Source organism: Paenirhizobium naphthalenivorans (genome assembly GCF_007992095.1).
GTDB classification, from domain to species: domain Bacteria; phylum Pseudomonadota; class Alphaproteobacteria; order Rhizobiales; family Rhizobiaceae; genus Allorhizobium; species Allorhizobium naphthalenivorans.
Map to the genome: position 1 here is coordinate 1 of NZ_BJZP01000025.1, position 15,236 is coordinate 15,236.

At 61.1% G+C, this 15,236-nt stretch carries 16 protein-coding genes, 2 pseudogenes and 1 riboswitch; of the genes and pseudogenes, 7 read left to right on the forward strand and 11 right to left on the reverse strand.

Annotation, left to right across the window (positions count from 1 at the left end; translation table 11 throughout):
- Nucleotides 1-47: 47 nt before the first annotated feature.
- The 8 genes and pseudogenes from RNA01_RS18795 to RNA01_RS18830 all read right to left on the reverse strand — a co-directional run bounded on the left by RNA01_RS18795 (nt 48) and on the right by RNA01_RS18830 (nt 6,376).
- Complete coding sequence (locus RNA01_RS18795; protein WP_147181711.1) at nt 48-500, reverse strand: MaoC family dehydratase; 453 nt, start codon at nt 498-500, stop codon at nt 48-50.
- Nucleotides 501-514: 14 nt separating this feature from the next.
- Nucleotides 515-1,588: a Gfo/Idh/MocA family protein gene (locus RNA01_RS18800; protein ID WP_147181712.1), complete on the reverse strand. Its 1,074-nt coding sequence runs from the start codon at nt 1,586-1,588 to the stop codon at nt 515-517.
- Nucleotides 1,581-1,910, reverse strand: a complete 330-nt coding sequence (locus tag RNA01_RS18805; protein WP_147181713.1) for an L-rhamnose mutarotase — start codon at nt 1,908-1,910, stop codon at nt 1,581-1,583. Before RNA01_RS18805 ends, RNA01_RS18800 begins: the two co-directional genes overlap by 8 nt.
- Nucleotides 1,911-1,924: 14 nt before the next feature.
- Nucleotides 1,925-3,034, reverse strand: coding sequence for a mandelate racemase/muconate lactonizing enzyme family protein (locus tag RNA01_RS18810; protein WP_147181714.1), 1,110 nt, complete (start codon nt 3,032-3,034; stop codon nt 1,925-1,927).
- Nucleotides 3,035-3,037: 3 nt separating this feature from the next.
- Entirely contained in the window at nt 3,038-4,135 is a 1,098-nt protein-coding gene (locus tag RNA01_RS18815) for an ABC transporter ATP-binding protein (protein ID WP_147181715.1), read from the reverse strand.
- Nucleotides 4,136-4,138: 3 nt separating this feature from the next.
- A pseudogene (locus RNA01_RS18820) lies at nt 4,139-4,402 on the reverse strand (carbohydrate ABC transporter permease); the annotation flags it as partial.
- Nucleotides 4,384-5,253 (reverse strand): annotated as a pseudogene (locus RNA01_RS18825) (ABC transporter substrate-binding protein); the annotation flags it as partial. The pseudogenes RNA01_RS18820 and RNA01_RS18825, both read right to left, overlap by 19 nt.
- 34 nt (nt 5,254-5,287) lie before the next feature.
- Complete coding sequence (locus RNA01_RS18830; RefSeq protein WP_147181716.1) at nt 5,288-6,376, reverse strand: ABC transporter ATP-binding protein; 1,089 nt, start codon at nt 6,374-6,376, stop codon at nt 5,288-5,290.
- A 269-nt stretch (nt 6,377-6,645) separates the two neighbouring features.
- On the opposite strand from RNA01_RS18830, the gene RNA01_RS18835 reads away from it, so the two are divergent.
- The 6 genes from RNA01_RS18835 to RNA01_RS18860 all read left to right on the forward strand — a co-directional run bounded on the left by RNA01_RS18835 (nt 6,646) and on the right by RNA01_RS18860 (nt 12,181).
- Nucleotides 6,646-7,368, forward strand: a complete 723-nt coding sequence (locus RNA01_RS18835) for a GntR family transcriptional regulator (protein WP_147181756.1) — start codon at nt 6,646-6,648, stop codon at nt 7,366-7,368.
- Between the two features lie 195 nt (nt 7,369-7,563).
- Nucleotides 7,564-7,675, forward strand: a riboswitch (TPP riboswitch).
- A gap of 92 nt (nt 7,676-7,767) precedes the next feature.
- Nucleotides 7,768-9,603 carry a phosphomethylpyrimidine synthase ThiC gene (gene thiC / locus RNA01_RS18840; protein ID WP_147181717.1) on the forward strand — a complete coding sequence of 612 codons (1,836 nt, stop codon included), beginning with the start codon at nt 7,768-7,770 and terminating at the stop codon, nt 9,601-9,603.
- Nucleotide 9,604: 1 nt separating this feature from the next.
- Complete coding sequence (gene thiO, locus RNA01_RS18845) at nt 9,605-10,591, forward strand: glycine oxidase ThiO (RefSeq protein WP_147181718.1); 987 nt, start codon at nt 9,605-9,607, stop codon at nt 10,589-10,591.
- Nucleotides 10,588-10,785: a sulfur carrier protein ThiS gene (gene thiS / locus RNA01_RS18850; RefSeq protein ID WP_147181719.1), complete on the forward strand. Its 198-nt coding sequence runs from the start codon at nt 10,588-10,590 to the stop codon at nt 10,783-10,785. The genes thiO and thiS overlap by 4 nt, the downstream gene beginning before the upstream one ends.
- 2 nt (nt 10,786-10,787) lie before the next feature.
- A complete protein-coding gene (locus RNA01_RS18855) occupies nt 10,788-11,561 on the forward strand; it encodes a thiazole synthase (RefSeq protein WP_147181720.1) in 774 nt (257 codons plus the stop codon).
- The gene (locus RNA01_RS18860) at nt 11,558-12,181 is read left to right on the forward strand and encodes a thiamine phosphate synthase (protein ID WP_147181721.1); all 624 of its coding nucleotides are present in this window, start codon (nt 11,558-11,560) and stop codon (nt 12,179-12,181) included. The genes RNA01_RS18855 and RNA01_RS18860 overlap by 4 nt, the downstream gene beginning before the upstream one ends.
- 206 nt (nt 12,182-12,387) lie before the next feature.
- Here the strand turns inward: RNA01_RS18860 and RNA01_RS18865 are convergent, their stop codons facing one another.
- The 3 genes from RNA01_RS18865 to RNA01_RS18875 all read right to left on the reverse strand — a co-directional run bounded on the left by RNA01_RS18865 (nt 12,388) and on the right by RNA01_RS18875 (nt 14,890).
- Nucleotides 12,388-13,017 (reverse strand): helix-turn-helix domain-containing protein, encoded by a 630-nt coding sequence (locus RNA01_RS18865; RefSeq protein WP_147181722.1) that lies wholly within the window; start codon nt 13,015-13,017, stop codon nt 12,388-12,390.
- Between the two features lie 185 nt (nt 13,018-13,202).
- Nucleotides 13,203-13,586, reverse strand: a complete 384-nt coding sequence (locus RNA01_RS18870; protein WP_147181723.1) for a cupin domain-containing protein — start codon at nt 13,584-13,586, stop codon at nt 13,203-13,205.
- Nucleotides 13,587-13,618: 32 nt separating this feature from the next.
- On the reverse strand, nt 13,619-14,890 hold the full coding sequence (locus RNA01_RS18875) for an NAD(P)/FAD-dependent oxidoreductase (protein ID WP_147181724.1): 1,272 nt from the start codon (nt 14,888-14,890) through the stop codon (nt 13,619-13,621).
- A 56-nt stretch (nt 14,891-14,946) separates the two neighbouring features.
- Here RNA01_RS18875 and RNA01_RS18880 point away from each other — a divergent pair, with 56 nt between their 5' ends.
- On the forward strand, nt 14,947-15,189 hold the full coding sequence (locus RNA01_RS18880; RefSeq protein WP_147181725.1) for a hypothetical protein: 243 nt from the start codon (nt 14,947-14,949) through the stop codon (nt 15,187-15,189).
- The last annotated feature ends 47 nt before the right edge of the window (nt 15,190-15,236 follow it).

A 15,236-nucleotide genomic window follows, 5' to 3' on the forward strand; every position in this document is an offset into this window, starting at 1 on the left:
TTGTCGAGAGAGAGGGACATGGGTCTTCCTTTCTGGATGCTGTTCGGTCAGGCGGCCTTCGGCCGGCGCTCGACGATATGGATGTGGTCGGCGGCGAGCACGACCTCGCCCTTCTGGTTGACGACCTCGGTGCGTTCGACGACGCGGCCGACCTCGGCGCGTTTCGGATCGTCGTCCTTGGAGTGGATCGTTACCCGGGTATGGATCGTGTCGCCGATGAAGACCGGGCGGATGAAGCGCATCCGGTCATAACCATATGAGAAGGCCGCCGGATTGATGACCGAGGCGGTAAGCCCGATGCCGATCGAAAGCACCATGGTTCCATGGGCAATGCGCTGACCAAATGGCGTCGTCTTGGCGAATTCCGCATCCATGTGGTGCGGGAAGAAATCGCCGGTGTGGCCGGCATGGACGATGAAATCGGTCTCGGTGATGGTGCGGCCGGTGGTCTGGCGCTGTTCGCCGATCTGGTAGTCTTCGTAGTATTTCAGCTGTTCCAATGGTGTCTTCCTTGTCAGGGCTTTTCGGCGAGCGGCGTGGCCGGGGCGGCGTTCGAGGCATAGAGCGCCTCGACCACCGCCATCGTCATCCAGGCGTCTTCGACCGAGGAGACGAGCTCCTCGTCTTCACCGGCAGCGAAACGCTGTAGATTGGCCATGCGGCCGACGAAGGCATCCGGGAACCAGGTGCCTTCGAGCGGCACGCTTATCCATTCGCTCCCGCCCTTCGGGTAGATTTCCAGAATGTCCGGCTCGCCGCGCGGATAGTCGAGATTGACCCCCAGCTGAACGTAAGCCGCACCTTCCGTTCCGCAGACGCGGAATTCGCAGGCCTGGTGTTTGCGTCCGAACTTGTGGTCGTGGTTGACGGACAGCGCGCAGCGCACGCGGTCGCCATAGTCGAGGATCGCCGTGGTGCGGGTCTGGGCCATCTTGTGGTTGGGATGGCCGATGGATTTCGCATGCACGCCCTTCGGGTCGTTGAGCACTTGGCGGATCAAGTCGAGGTAGTGGATCGAATGCATGGCGATCTCGATACGCGGCAGGCCTTCGAGAAAGGACCAGAGCTGCCAGGGGGTATCGAGCGCGAGATAGACGTCGAAGTCGACAACGTCGCCGAGCAACCCCTTGGCGATCGCGTCCTTTAGCGCCAGCATCATCGGCGCGAAGCGCAGCTGGAAGTTGACGGCGGCCTTGAGTTTCTTTGCCCGGCAAAGCGTCAGGATCTCGGTTGCCGCGGCGAGGTCCGAACCCATCGGCTTCTGGATCAGCACGGCCGCGCCATCGGGGAGGGCGGCAAGCACCTTCGCGTGTATGCCTGGCGGTGTTGCGAGATCGAAGATGGCATTGTCAACGGCTGCGGCTTCTTCAACGGTCGCGTAAGCCTTCGCGCCCCATTTCTCAGCTAGGGCCTTCGCCTTCTCGTGGTCGGGATCATAGAGACCGGCGATGGGAAAGCCGCCTTTGCGGTAGGCCGGATAATGCGCGTCGCCGACGATCGAGCCTGCGCCGAAGGTCACGATCGGACGCGGGTTCGCGGGCAGGGCCCAGGATTGCGAGAGCGATCTGGGGTCGAACAGGTCACGCATGGAAGAACACCTCCTCCATCGAGGCCCACCATTCGTCCTCTTTCCGGCTGTCGAGTGGTGACTGGCAGGGCATGCAGACGGCCCACCACTCCTGGGTCTTCGGGTCGGCGGCCATCTTCGCCATGTCGGCTTCATAGTCAGTGCCGTGATATTCTAAGAAGGAGAACAGCAGGTTCTCCGGTTCCTTCAGGAAGATCGCGTAGTTGCGGATATTGCAGTCCGAGATCATCGCCAGCACGTCCGGCCAGACGGCGGCGTGCAGCCGCTTGTATTCGGCGATCTTCTCGGGTCTTAGGCCGATCACCATTCCCTTGCGTTGCATGATGTCCTCCTCGCTTACCGGATCTCGCGGTCAAATTCGGTGATCCGGCGGCTTTTGATCGCGTCCCAGTCCCATTCGATGCCAAGCCCCGCCGTCATCGGCGCAAGCGCCTGACCGTCCTCGATCACCAGACGGGAGGTGGTGATGTCGTCGAGTTGGGGGATGTATTCGACATATTTTCCGTTCTGCACGGCACAGGTCAGGCTGACATGCAATTCCATCAGGAAATGCGGGCAGATCGGCATGTCGAAGGCCTCCGCCGCATGGGCGACCTTGAGCCACGGCGTGATGCCGCCGATCCGGCCGGCGTCGACCTGGACGATGGAGCAGGCACCCTTCTGCATATATTCGCGGAAATGGCGGATCGAATAAAGGGACTCGCCGACCGCGATCGGCGTCGATGTCGAACGGTTGAGCCGCACATGGCCGCCGATGTCGTCGGCCGGCAGCGGTTCTTCCAGCCAGGCAAGGTCGAGCTCGCGCAGGCGCTCGGCACGGCGGATCACCTCGTCGACGGCGAAACCCTGATTGGCATCGGTCATGATCTCGTAGGCATCGCCGACGGACTTGCGAACGGCCGACAGGCGGGCGAAGTCCTCGAAACCGCCCGGCTTGCCGATCTTCACCTTGGAACCGCGGAAGCCCTTGGACTTTGCGTCCAGCGCATCCTCGACCAGCGCCTCGGTCGGAATATGCAGCCAGCCGCCTTCGGTGGTGTAGAGTGGGCAGCGGTCCTTGGCGCCGCCGGCGAGCTTCCATAGCGGCAGGCCCTGCTTGCGGGCGCGAAGATCCCAAAGCGCGGTGTCGATGGCCGCAAGCGCGACCGAGGTGATCGCGCCGATTGTCGTGGCATGGGTGGCGAATTCCAGTTCGTGCCAGATGGCCTCGATCTGGTCGGCATCGCGGCCGATCAGCCGCGGTGCGAGATGGTCGGCAAGAAGCCGCATCACCGACGATCCGCCCGTGCCGATCGTGTAGCTGTAGCCTGTGCCAATAGCGCCATCACTGTCGGTCACAGTGACCAGCGGCGTTTCCTGGCTGACGAAGCTCTGAATGGCATCGGTCCGCTCGACCTTCGGGCGAAGGTCGACCATTCGCAGTTCCACGCGTTCGATCTGGGCCATCGCTCAGCCCCTCAATGTCTTGCCGCTGTCGCGGTCGAACAGATGCGCTTGGGACAGGTCGAAGCAGAAGCCCAGCATTTCACCCATCTTCAGCGGGCGCGGGTTCAGCATGCGGCCGACCCATTCGTGACCGCCGAATTCGGAGAAGACCAGTGTCTCGTTGCCGAGCGGTTCGGTGATGCTGACCCTCAGATCCTGTGTGTGAACATCGGTCTCGTGGCCGGAATGGATGCCGTGCCCAGTCGGGTAGAGATCGTCGGGGCGCAGCCCGAAAGTGACCTTCCGGCCGGCGGAGACGCGGTCAGCGAACTGCTTCGGCAGCGGCAGGCTCTCGCCATTGGCGAAGACGATGCGGCCGTCGGCAATCTCGGCATCCTTGAGGTTCATCGGCGGCGAGCCGATGAAGCCGGCGACGAACTTCGAATTCGGGCGCTGGAACACTTCCTCCGGGGAGCCCACCTGTTCGATATAGCCGTCGCGCATGATGACGATGCGGTCGGCGAGCGTCATCGCTTCCACTTGGTCATGGGTCACGTAGATGACGGTCGACTGCACCTTGGCGTGGAGCTTCTTGATCTCCGTGCGCATCTGGGTTCTGAGCTTGGCGTCGAGGTTCGACAGCGGCTCGTCGAACAGGAAGACTTCCGGATCGCGCACGATGGCGCGGCCCATGGCGACGCGCTGGCGCTGGCCGCCGGAGAGTTGCGAAGGACGGCGGTCGAGAAGGGCGGTGAGATCAAGGGTGCTGGCCGCTTCCTCGACACGGGGGCTGATCTCCTCCGGTTTCATGCCGGCGATCTTCAGCGAAAAGCCCATGTTCTCGCGCACGGTCATGTGCGGATAGAGCGCATAGGACTGGAACACCATGGCGAGGTTGCGGGCCCGCGGCGGCAGGTCATTGACGATCCGGCCGCCAATCTTCAGGTTGCCGCCGGAGATCGGCTCCAGCCCGGCGATCATCCTGAGCGTCGTCGACTTGCCACAGCCGGACGGACCGACGAGCGCGATGAATTCGCGGTTGGCCACTTCGAGGTCTATGCCGTGGACCACTTCAAGGGCGCCATAGCGCTTGACCAGCTTTTCGAGGGTGACGGTTGCCATGGTCTATCCTTTGACTGCGCCGGAGGTGAGGCCGGAAACGAGATGCTTCTGCACGATGAAGGTCAGCACGAGGGCCGGGATGATCATCACGACGGCCAGCGCACACATGCCGCGCCAGTCGATGGTGAATTCCGCGGTATAGTCGAGCAGGCCGACAGCCAGGGTCTTGGAGGTGACGGAACGGGTGAGCTGCGAGGCGAGCGCGAATTCGTTCCACGAGGTGAGGAAGGCGAAGATGCCGGCTGACGCGATGCCGGGGCCGGCGACCACATCGACTGGATAACCACTTCACCCGAGGCCATCAGGTTGACCGACTCGTCGAACGACTTCCAGAAGGCGCGGAACTGGCCGTCCTGCTTGGCCTTGATGAGGAAGTCGATCGTGGTGTCGATCTCGGCCTTCGTCATATTGCCCTTGTCGGCATATTTGATAATGCCCATGGCTTCGCAGATCATCGCCGCATCCGTGATGCCGATCGACGGGATGTTGAGGATCGAGGTCTTGCCCTTGAAGGCCGGATCCATGATGTCGGCCCAGCTGGTGATTTCACGGCCGACGAGGTCGGGACGAATGCCCAGCGTATCCGCATTGTAAATGGTTGGAACCATCGTGAACCAACCGGTTTCACCCTTGGCGAAGGCCTTGTCACCAGGTTTGTCGACATAACCGACGGTGTGCGGCGCCGTGCCCTGCGCAATCACGCTGTCGGGCGTCAGCTTGCCGGTTTTGAACAGCGGCACGATCTTGTCGTAATATTTCAGTTTGGACGTATCCATCGGCTGGATCACGCCCGTCGGAAAGACCTTCTTCAGGATCCAGTATTCTATGTCGGCGACGTCATAGGAGTTTGGCTGGGTCACGGCGCGCTGGGCGGCGGCGTCGGAATCTGTCGCCGTCATCTCGAGCGTTATGCCGAGGTCTTCCTTGCACTTGTCGGCAATGGCATTGATGTTCGATACGCCGGTGCCGAACTGGCGCAGCGTGATCGGGTTTTGCGCCCAGATCGTCGGAAAGCCGGTGATGACACCGGAACCGGCGGCAAGGCCAGCGGCGGCGGATGCCGTCTTCAGCAATGAGCGGCGGGTAACGCCGGTGGCTTTCTTGGTTTTCTCAGTCATGCGCTGTTCTCCTGTTCTGAGCTGGTATTGGCTTTCATTCCCCTAGGCGACCGAGAACGATCGCATCCGCCTCCACCCAGGAGAGCGGCACCGCTTCGCCGGGTTTGACCGGTTTGGCGAAATAATCGGCGTCATCGATGACAACGGTGAAGTCCTCGACGCCCGCTCCGTTGACCGAGAGCTTCACGGTGGCGCCGAGATATTCGACATTGGTGATTATGCCGGTGAGGCCGAGGGTATCGCTGTCGCTCGCGCGCAGGCGGACATGATCCGTTCGGATCGCGATATCGGCCGTCTCCTGCGTAGCCGGCGGTTGACCGAGCGCGAAGAACTTGCCGCCGCCGTTGACCTCGATGACAGTACCATTGGCCCGACGTTCGACGATCCGCCCGGAGATGACATTGTGGTCACCCATGAAACGAGCGACGAAGGCGGTCGCTGGCTTCTCGAAAACCGCGCGCGGCGGCGCGGCCTGTTCAATACGCCCGTCATTCATCACCACGATAAGGTCGGCCAAGGCCATCGCCTCTTCCTGGCTGTGGGTCACATGAACGAAGGTCATTCCAAGCGATGCCTGCAGCTTCTTGAGTTCGGCCCGCATGCGAATTTTCAAGAAGGGGTCGAGCGCCGACAGCGGCTCGTCGAGCAGCAAGGCCTCCGGCTTGGTGATCAAGGCGCGCGCGAGCGCCACGCGCTGCTGCTGACCGCCGGAAAGCTGCGCCGGCCGTCGGGTAGCGTAGGGTTCCAATTGCATGAGCTTCAGCATCTCCATCGCCTCGCGCCGGCGCGTGGGCTTGTCGATGCCCTTCATTTTCAGGCTGAAAGCGACATTGTCGACGAGATCGAGATGCGGAAAGAGGGCGTATGATTGGAACATCATCGCGGTGCCGCGGCGGGCCGGCGGCAGGTCCGTCACGTTGACATTGCCAAGCAGCACATCGCCGCTCGATATGCTCTCGTGGCCGGCGATCATGCGAAGTGTCGAGGTCTTGCCGCAGCCGGATGGCCCAAGCAGGCAACAATAGCTTCCCGCCGGTATCTTCAGGCTTATGGCATCAACGGCCGTTGTCGTTCCGTAGACCTTGGAGACGGCGGCGATTTCAATGTCAGCGGCTTTGCTCATGGAGGGTCCCTTCTCGTCCCCCTTTACGATGCATAAGCCGTGCCATTTTAGCCCTATGTATCTAAGGCATTGAAATCATGAGGATCGACTGAGGTGGGCATCTTGCAGACAAGGACGTCGCAATTTTGCATGCATAAAATTTACGCGATTGCACACAATTTCAAACAGCTTCGCACGCAATGTTTCTCGTTATTGGTTTCATATTGCTATTCCCATCGTCTGCGGGCGGCGGTAGAAATAAGTGAGATCGAAATGACAGCGTGAAGACCATGGAAAAAAGCACCACTTTTGCCGACCCGCAAAAGGAGGACAGAACCCGCGCCATTCGAGACCAGCTCCGCGACGCGATCGTTGATCGGCGGCTGGCCCCGGGGACCAAGCTTTCCGAAGCCGAGGTCGGCGTATTGTTCGACGTCAGCCGCACGGTGGTGCGCGACGCGCTGCAGATGCTGGCCTTCGAGGGCCTGGTCAAGACCGAACGCAACAGGGGGGCGTTTGTATCCGATCCTTCGCCAGAAGAGGCGTTACAGATTTTCGCTTCGCGTCGGTTAATCGAGCCTGGCATTGTGGCCGCCGCGGCTGAACGATTGACGGCTGACGACCTCGCCAGGTTCCGCGAACAACTGAAGGAAGAGGCACGCTATCAAACCGAGCGCGGCGCAAGCGCCAGACGAGCGGAAATCAAAGCTTCCGGGGATTTCCACCTGATGCTGGCGAAGGTCGCGGGCAACGCCATTCTGGAGAAATTCATGGATGAGTTGGTGGCGCGATCGTCCCTCGTTATCGCCCTCTATGGCCGCACCGGCGTCTCAAGCTGCGGACATGACGAACATGGCGAAATTCTCGACGCTCTCGAACACGGTGATGTCGCGCGAGCCACCGAATACATGCTGCGCCACATTTCCCATATAGAGGCCGATCTCGATTTGCGCTCAAGCGAGACAATGAGCCTGCGAGAAGCGTTGCGACCTTGTCGCGAATTTCTCGGCTAACGGCATGTCGACCATCGGAAATGAAATTGCCACTCCGAGATTTGCGGAGCGAGCCTATAATTCTGAATGCCATTGCTGAAAAGCTGAAGCGCCTTTTCAGGCATTAACCAGATTCTTGTAACAGAGCCTCCAGTTTCACGTACAATCCAATCCGCTGCGCCTTGACAGGCGCGCTGGCAAGCTTTTACCCTTTCCCGCATTCACCAGGGGGGTCCCGGCAAGGGGCTGAGATACTGCTATTGCGCGCAGTGACCCGTTGAACCTGATCCAGTTCATACTGGCGTAGGGACGGTGCAAGCGCTCGAAAGGTTCGGATTCACGGGTGGAATCCGTATCGGCGTCTTTCCATCTTTCCGGCTGACATGACTGGGTCTCCAACCGCAAACTTGGAGCCTCACGATGAACATTGCCCCGAAAAACCAGCATTCCGCAATCACGACCGGACCACTGCCTGCCTCCAGCAAGGTCTATAGGCCCGGCATTCTGCACCCCGACATCCGCGTGCCGATGCGCGAAATCATGCTTCATCCAACCTCGGGCGAACCGCCGGTGACGGTCTACGATTCCTCCGGCCCCTATACCGAAACCGCGGAAACGATCGGCATCGAGCGTGGGCTTCCGCGCATTCGCGCACGCTGGCTTGCCGCCTGTAGCGATTTGGAGGTTTACGATGGCCGCCATGTGAAGCCAGAAGACAATGGCTTTGCCACCGGCGATCGACTGACGCCGGAATTCCCGATCCGCAACCGGCCGCGTCGCGCCATCAACGGCAAGGCCGTTACCCAGCTCGCCTATGCGCGCGCTGGCGTCATCACGCCGGAAATGGAATTCGTCGCCATCCGCGAGAACATCGGCCGGCGGATGCCGGAACAGGCACTCGGCCGAGACGGCGAGAGCTTCGGCGCCCATATCCCAGACTATGTCACGCCAGAATTCGTCCGGCAGGAAATAGCTTCCGGGCGGGCGATCATTCCCGCCAATATCAACCACCCGGAACTGGAGCCGATGATCATCGGTCGTAATTTCCTGGTGAAGATCAATGCCAATATCGGCAATTCGGCCGTCACCTCTTCGATGGAGGAAGAGGTCGACAAGATGGTCTGGGCGATCCGTTGGGGCGCCGACACCGTCATGGACCTTTCGACCGGTCGCAACATCCACAATATCCGCGACTGGATCATCCGCAATGCACCCGTTCCGATCGGCACGGTGCCGCTCTACCAGGCGCTGGAGAAGGTCGGCGGCATCGCCGAGGACCTGACCTGGGAGGTCTATCGCGACACGCTGATCGAGCAGGCCGAACAGGGTGTCGACTATTTCACCATCCATGCCGGCGTTCGGCTGCACTACATCCCGCTCACCGTCGACCGCGTTACCGGCATCGTCAGCCGAGGCGGCTCTATCATGGCGAAGTGGTGCCTGCACCACCACAAGGAGAGCTTTCTCTACGAGCATTTCGAGGAGATCTGCGACATCTGCCGCGCCTACGACGTTTCCTTCTCGCTCGGTGACGGCCTGCGGCCCGGCTCGATCGCCGACGCCAACGATGCCGCACAATTCGCGGAACTGGAAACGCTCGGCGAACTGACCCGGATCGCTTGGGCCAGGGATTGCCAGGTGATGATCGAAGGCCCCGGCCATGTGCCGATGCACAAGATCAAGGAGAACATGGACAAGCAGCTGAAGACCTGCGGCGAGGCTCCCTTCTACACGCTCGGGCCGCTGACCACCGACATCGCCCCCGGCTACGATCACATCACGTCGGGCATCGGTGCGGCGATGATCGGCTGGTTCGGCACGGCCATGCTCTGCTACGTGACGCCGAAGGAGCATCTCGGCCTTCCCGACCGCGACGATGTCAAGGTTGGCGTTATCACCTACAAGATCGCCGCCCATGCCGCCGATCTCGCCAAGGGACACCCTGCCGCCCAGGTTCGCGACGACGCGCTGTCGCGCGCGCGCTTCGAGTTCCGCTGGGAAGACCAGTTCAACCTTTCCCTCGATCCGGACACCGCCCGCTCGATGCACGACGAGACCCTGCCGAAGGAGGCCCACAAGGTGGCGCACTTCTGTTCGATGTGCGGGCCGAAATTCTGCTCCATGCGGATCTCCCACGACATCCGTACCGAAGCACAGAAGGAGGGTCTGGCCGCCATGGCGGAGAGATTCCGCGAAGGTGGCCAACTCTACATGCCGCTCGGCGGCACCATTGAAACCAAGCCGACCGGCGCATGACATGCGGGTCCTAATCAAGGGGGCCGGCGTTGCCGGCCTTACGGTAGCCTTGGAACTCATGCGCCGAGGGATAGAGGTCGACGTCGTCGAGCGGGCGGATAAAGTGGCGACCGGCGCCTCCAGCTTTGCCGGCGGCATGCTGGCGCCTTGGTGCGAGCGCGAAAGCGCCGATGAAGCCGTGCTGACACTCGGCAGGATGGCGGCGGACTGGTGGGAGTGGGCACTGCCCGGACAGGTGACCCGCAACGGAACGCTGGTGGTCACGCCTGGCAGGGACGTCAGCGAATTGACACGCTTTGCCGGGCGAACCCGCGGCTGCGACTGGCTTGACGGCGCGGGCATCGAGGCCCTTGAACCGTCCCTTGGCGGACGCTTCAGGAAAGCGCTGCTCTTCCGCGACGAGGCCCATCTCGACCCGCGCAAGGCTTTGGCCGGATTGCACCAGGTTCTCGTCGAAAACGGCATTCATTTTCATTTCGGTCACGATTTCGATGACACAGTGAAGGGCTTTGACAGGGTTATCGATTGCACAGGCGCCACGGCCATCGGCACGACGAGGGGCCTTCGCGGCGTGCGCGGCGAAATGCTCTTTCTCGAAACCTCGGAGATCAGCCTTTCCCGCCCGGTGCGCTTACTGCATCCGCGCGTTCCGCTCTATGTCGTGCCACGCGACGATAACCGCTTCATGGTTGGAGCGACAATGATCGAAAGCGACGATGCCGGACCGATGTCTGCCCGTTCGCTGATGGAACTGCTCAACTCCGCCTATGCCCTGCATCCGGCCTTCGGCGAGGCCCGTGTGGTGGAAACGGGCGTCGGCGTGCGGCCGGCCTATGCCGACAACCTGCCGCGCGTCACGGTCGAGGGCCGCCGGATCTGCGTCAACGGCTTCCACCGACACGGCTTTCTTCTGGGGCCGGCCATGGCGCGGCAGGTGGCCGAGATTTTGACCAACACCATCCCCAACAGCGAAAGGCATTGCTCATGACCTTCATCGTCAATGGCGAAGAACAGGCCGTTCAGGCAAACACCCTCGCCGAACTGCTAGAAGCTCTGGAATACGTCGGCGATTGGCTGGCCACAGCTGTCAACGGAGAACTCGTCCACCGCGAGGATCGCCCGCATTATGCGCTCAAACCCCGCGACCGGATCGAAATCCTCTCGCCGATGCAGGGAGGCTGATCATGCTGGAGTTTTATGGAACGCCAGTCGCGTCACGCCTGCTGCTGGGCACTTCGCGCTATCCGTCGCCGGTCATTCTGGCCGACGCCGTGCAAGCCTCGGGCAGCGATGTCGTCACAGTCTCGCTGCGACGGGAGACGGCCGGCGGTAAATCGGGCGGCGCGTTCTTTGATCTGATCCGGAGCCTTGGTGTCAGGATCTTGCCTAACACGGCGGGCTGCCACAGCGTGTCCGAGGCGGTGCTGACCGCGAAGATGGCGCGCGAAGTCTTCGCCACCGACTGGATCAAGCTGGAGGTGATCGGCCATCATGACACGCTGCAGCCCGACGTCTTTGCGCTCGTGGAGGCGGCCCGAATCCTGAGTGACGACGGTTTCAGGGTTTTCCCCTATACGACCGACGATCTGGTCGTGGCGGAGAGGCTGCTCGATGCCGGATGCCAGGTGCTGATGCCTTGGTGCGCACCGATCGGCAGCGCCGCGGGACCGCAGAACGTACCCGCATTGCGGGCGATGCGGCACCATTTTCCGGACGTGCCGCTGATCGTCGACGCCGGGATCGGTCGGCCATCCCATGCCTGCCGGGTGATGGAGCTGGGCTTTGACGCCGTTCTGCTCAACACCGCCGTAGCCGGCGCCGGCGATCCGGTTGTCATGGCCTCCGCCTTTGCGTCCGCCATTACCGCCGGGCGCGACGCCTATCTCGCCGACCCGTTGGAACCCCGGGATATGGCGGTCCCCTCCACGCCGGTGATCGGCAAGGCGGTGTTCGCATGACCCTCGACCCCTTCTATCTCATCGTCGACAGTGCCAGATGGATCGAACGCCTGGTGCCGCTCGGCGTCCGGCTTGTGCAATTGCGGATCAAGGATCGCCCGGACATAGAGCTGCGCGCCGAGATCCGCCACGCCTTGGCGCTCTGCGCCGCCCATCAATGCCAGCTGGTTGTCAATGATTACTGGCGGCTTGCGATCGAGGAAGGCTGTGACTTCGTTCATCTTGGCCAGGAAGACCTCGCGACGGCGGACCTCGGCGCCATCCGGGAAGCCGGCTTGAAACTCGGCCTTTCAACCCATGATGACACCGAATTACAGACCGCCTTGGCGGCAAGCCCTGACTATATCGCGCTTGGACCGGTCTACGCGACAATCCTCAAGCAGATGAAATGGGCGCCGCAAGGGCTGAAAAGGCTGATTGATTGGAAGTCGCGCGTCGGCGACCTGCCTCTGGTCGCCATCGGAGGGCTGAACGTTGATCTTGTCGAGGGTGTGTTTGCCCACGGTGCCGATAGCGCGGCCGTCGTCACTGACATCATCCGCAATGACAAGCCCGAGCTAAGGACGCTGCAATGGATCGCCGCCACCGAAAAATGGCGAGGGCCCGCGGCCCTTGGATGATCGGCCGACATAGCGGATAGTCGGTGAAAGCGGCCAAGCGATTTCCGATCAAACTGTTGAAGAAACAGGCTGTCTGAGCAACCGGAAGTTCACAGCGCTTCGTCTCAATCGTCTCCGCTGTGTGAAATCTCTTCGCCGCCGCACTCTAAAGGGGCGGCAGTTGCCGCCCAAATCCATTGGATCCGCCCTCCCGTGCCATAGGTTCTTCAGTAGAAGGCGGGTGTGCAGGCCCAGATGATTTCGCTCTCCTCGCCTTCCGCCCAGAAGCGGATGAGGGCTGTGGCGCTGAAAGCGAAAGAGTCTCCGGCGTAGAGCCGGTAGACCTCTCCGTCGATCTCAAGCGATATGGACCCTCTGAGAAGAAGGCCGCATTTGGCGCCTTCTTTCTCGTTGTAGGGCATGTCGCCGGTGGTGCCGTCGGGGCTCAGCACTAAGCGCATCATCTGAATCTGGGGCATGGAATCCGGCGTCAACATATCCTTTTCCATGCCGTTTTTCTGGAAGACGATGTGCCGTCGCTTTGCCTTGCGCACGATTAACCGGCTTTCCGTGGAGGCCGGCCCTGTATGATCGGCGCCGTCGAATAACCAACTCACTGGCATGTCGATGGCCTGGCATAGCAAGACCAGCTTGTCTACGGAGGGCATGGCGTTGCCACGCTCGATCTGACTGAGCTGTGCCGTGGAGATGCCTGCGGCTTCGGCCACCTGCGCGAGCGTCAATCTCTTCACCTTGCGGCGCAGGCGAATGCGACCACCGAGCTCGCTGACAGACGTGTTTTGCATACGGTCTCCAGCGATCGCACGTCCCGCTTCAATAGGTTCCTCGTCGTGCAAGCTCAACCTCGTCTCCTCGCCCCGTCATGGTGGCCAATCGCACCATTCCTGTTATTATAATTGTGAATTTTCGTGTCCGCGATCGCCGACAATTAGATAGACCACATTCTACCTCGTCGATGACCGCGATGCCACCATTGCAACGCCATTCGTTTTGTATCGTCCGCCGGCGCGGTGGAGCGCGATCAGCCTTGATCGTCGGGCACGATCACGACAAATACTTTGTGGGTTTTCTCAACCGTGCGCCAAACACCGGCCCAGTTTCGACGGATCAGACAGGTTTCCCCCGACCTTACATCCAGAATGGAACCGTCCCTGTTTTCAAGCTGAACGCGCCCGTCGATGACGGTAAAGAACTCATCGTTGGGATAGGCGGCGAGCGCGATTGCGCCGGGCTCACCCATCCAGAGTCCGTAGCGGACACTCTTGCCTCCAGGCAAGGGTTCGCAGGACCAGGATTCGGAACTGGGGTTTCCCGAGAGCCTCACGGCGTCGGGGACATCCGACTTGCCCTTGTATTCCAGGGTGGTGTGATCGACCAGTTTCGGATTTTCGACCGCAAACTGCATGTGGGCTCCTTCAATGTCTCAAAATGCCTGAATCAGCGCCCGCGAACCCAGTCTTTGAGACGGTTCCAGCTCATCGTGATCTCCGCGCCGGTGCGCCAGAAATCGTGGAAAGGCACGGGCGTCAACCGGTCCCGCACTGAAAGGTCCACATCCGCTGTTCCACCCGAGGCGATCCGTTCGGCAAGCATATGCCCTGCCATCGTCGAAACGGCGATACCACGGCCATTATAGCCGAACATGAGGTGGACGTTCTTTTCCGGCGCGACGAGATGCGGGAAGTGATCCTGTGTGATTGCCACCTGACCGTGCCACGACCAAGGAAAGGTCGTGCCCTTGAGCTGCGGCCAGAGCTTGAAGGCGTAATCGACGAGATGCCGGTAATCGGCGTCTGTGCGGGCATCGCGTTGCGGCCCGCGTCCGCCCATCAGCAAGCGGCCCGCATCGTCCACCCGGTAATAGACGACATCCCACGCGGCCTCGTAGAGCGCCGAGCCACAGGGCATGATCGTCCGGCGAATGTGCTCCGGCAACGGATCGGTGGCGGCGATATAGGTGTAGACGGGGATTAGCGCCTGTCGCATGCCCGGCCATAGGTCGCCGGTATAGCCGTTGGTGCAGACGATGAGGTCGGACGCCGTGATTTTTCCCTTCTCCGTCGTGACGATCCAGGATGGGCCGCTTTTGCTCAGGGCAGTGGCGCGGCTGTTGGCATAGAGTCTTGCCTTGGCCTGCTGCGCCGCCAGGGCCAAGCCACGCGTATAAGCCAGCGGATTGACGTGACCGCCGCGCGCGTCAAAGGCTCCCGCTTTGTAGACTGTGGTGCCAGTCATGTTCGCCATTTCGGCGGCATCGACATAGCGAACCGGCAGGCCGTCACGGCTGCATTGATCTGCGAGCGCACGAACCTGCCTCACACCGGCGGCATCGATGGCGGCGCGTATCGTGCCGGTCCGACTCGGTGCGCAATCGATGCCATACTTCTCGATGAGATCAAAAACGTAGCTAGTGGCATCCGAAGCCATTCGGTTCATCCGCTCGCCGCGTTCCGTGCCCCAATGGGCCTTCACCGTATCCGGCAGGACTTTCAGGCCGGGATTGACCTGCCCGCCATTGCGACCCGAACACCCGTGGCCGATCTCGCCGGCTTCGACCAGTGCTACGCTGATGCCCTGCTCGGCAAGATGCAGCGCGGCGGAAACGCCCGTATAGCCGCCGCCGACGATGGCCACGTCCGCCGTGATATTTTCCGATAGCGCTGGCGCGGCGACCTGTGGACGCGCCGTTTCCAAATAGAGGTTCTTCATGGTGATAGCTGAACTGTTCCCTTTTTCGCGGCGTGTTCAAAGCGTGCGGATGCACCATGACCGTCGCGTTGCCACATCAATTTATGAGCGTTGATTTTTTATGCAATAAAATTTTTTGGCATTTTTTTTATTTACAAAAAAGTTTTACGGTGGTTTTCTTTTCTCGCAAACAACACGCGTACTCGGCGGTCAAGCCGAAAAGCGGCTCGGCGAAAAGACCGAGGGGAACAAAAACGCTGTCGGAGAAAGACAGTTCAGACCAGAACGCCCATGCCGGATGCGTATGGCGCGCGCCCTGACGGCTGCGCGCACCGCTGCTCGGTAAGGCCACATGCTCGAAACCCGG

Excerpts from the sequence above, each read along its gene's own strand:
- RNA01_RS18870 (WP_147181723.1), bottom strand. The coding sequence starts at position 13,586 with ATGCAGTTTGCGGTCGAAAATCCGAAACTGGTCGATCACACCACCCTG.
- RNA01_RS18800 (WP_147181712.1), bottom strand. The coding sequence starts at position 1,588 with ATGCGTGACCTGTTCGACCCCAGATCGCTCTCGCAATCCTGGGCCCTG.
- RNA01_RS18855 (WP_147181720.1), top strand. The coding sequence starts at position 10,788 with ATGCTGGAGTTTTATGGAACGCCAGTCGCGTCACGCCTGCTGCTGGGC.
- RNA01_RS18805 (WP_147181713.1), bottom strand. The coding sequence starts at position 1,910 with ATGCAACGCAAGGGAATGGTGATCGGCCTAAGACCCGAGAAGATCGCC.
- thiS (WP_147181719.1), top strand. The coding sequence starts at position 10,588 with ATGACCTTCATCGTCAATGGCGAAGAACAGGCCGTTCAGGCAAACACC.
- RNA01_RS18875 (WP_147181724.1), bottom strand. The coding sequence starts at position 14,890 with ATGAAGAACCTCTATTTGGAAACGGCGCGTCCACAGGTCGCCGCGCCA.
- thiC (WP_147181717.1), top strand. The coding sequence starts at position 7,768 with ATGAACATTGCCCCGAAAAACCAGCATTCCGCAATCACGACCGGACCA.
- RNA01_RS18815 (WP_147181715.1), bottom strand. The coding sequence starts at position 4,135 with ATGGCAACCGTCACCCTCGAAAAGCTGGTCAAGCGCTATGGCGCCCTT.
- RNA01_RS18810 (WP_147181714.1), bottom strand. The coding sequence starts at position 3,034 with ATGGCCCAGATCGAACGCGTGGAACTGCGAATGGTCGACCTTCGCCCG.
- RNA01_RS18860 (WP_147181721.1), top strand. The coding sequence starts at position 11,558 with ATGACCCTCGACCCCTTCTATCTCATCGTCGACAGTGCCAGATGGATC.
- RNA01_RS18835 (WP_147181756.1), top strand. The coding sequence starts at position 6,646 with ATGGAAAAAAGCACCACTTTTGCCGACCCGCAAAAGGAGGACAGAACC.
- RNA01_RS18880 (WP_147181725.1), top strand. The coding sequence starts at position 14,947 with ATGACCGTCGCGTTGCCACATCAATTTATGAGCGTTGATTTTTTATGC.
- RNA01_RS18830 (WP_147181716.1), bottom strand. The coding sequence starts at position 6,376 with ATGAGCAAAGCCGCTGACATTGAAATCGCCGCCGTCTCCAAGGTCTAC.
- thiO (WP_147181718.1), top strand. The coding sequence starts at position 9,605 with ATGCGGGTCCTAATCAAGGGGGCCGGCGTTGCCGGCCTTACGGTAGCC.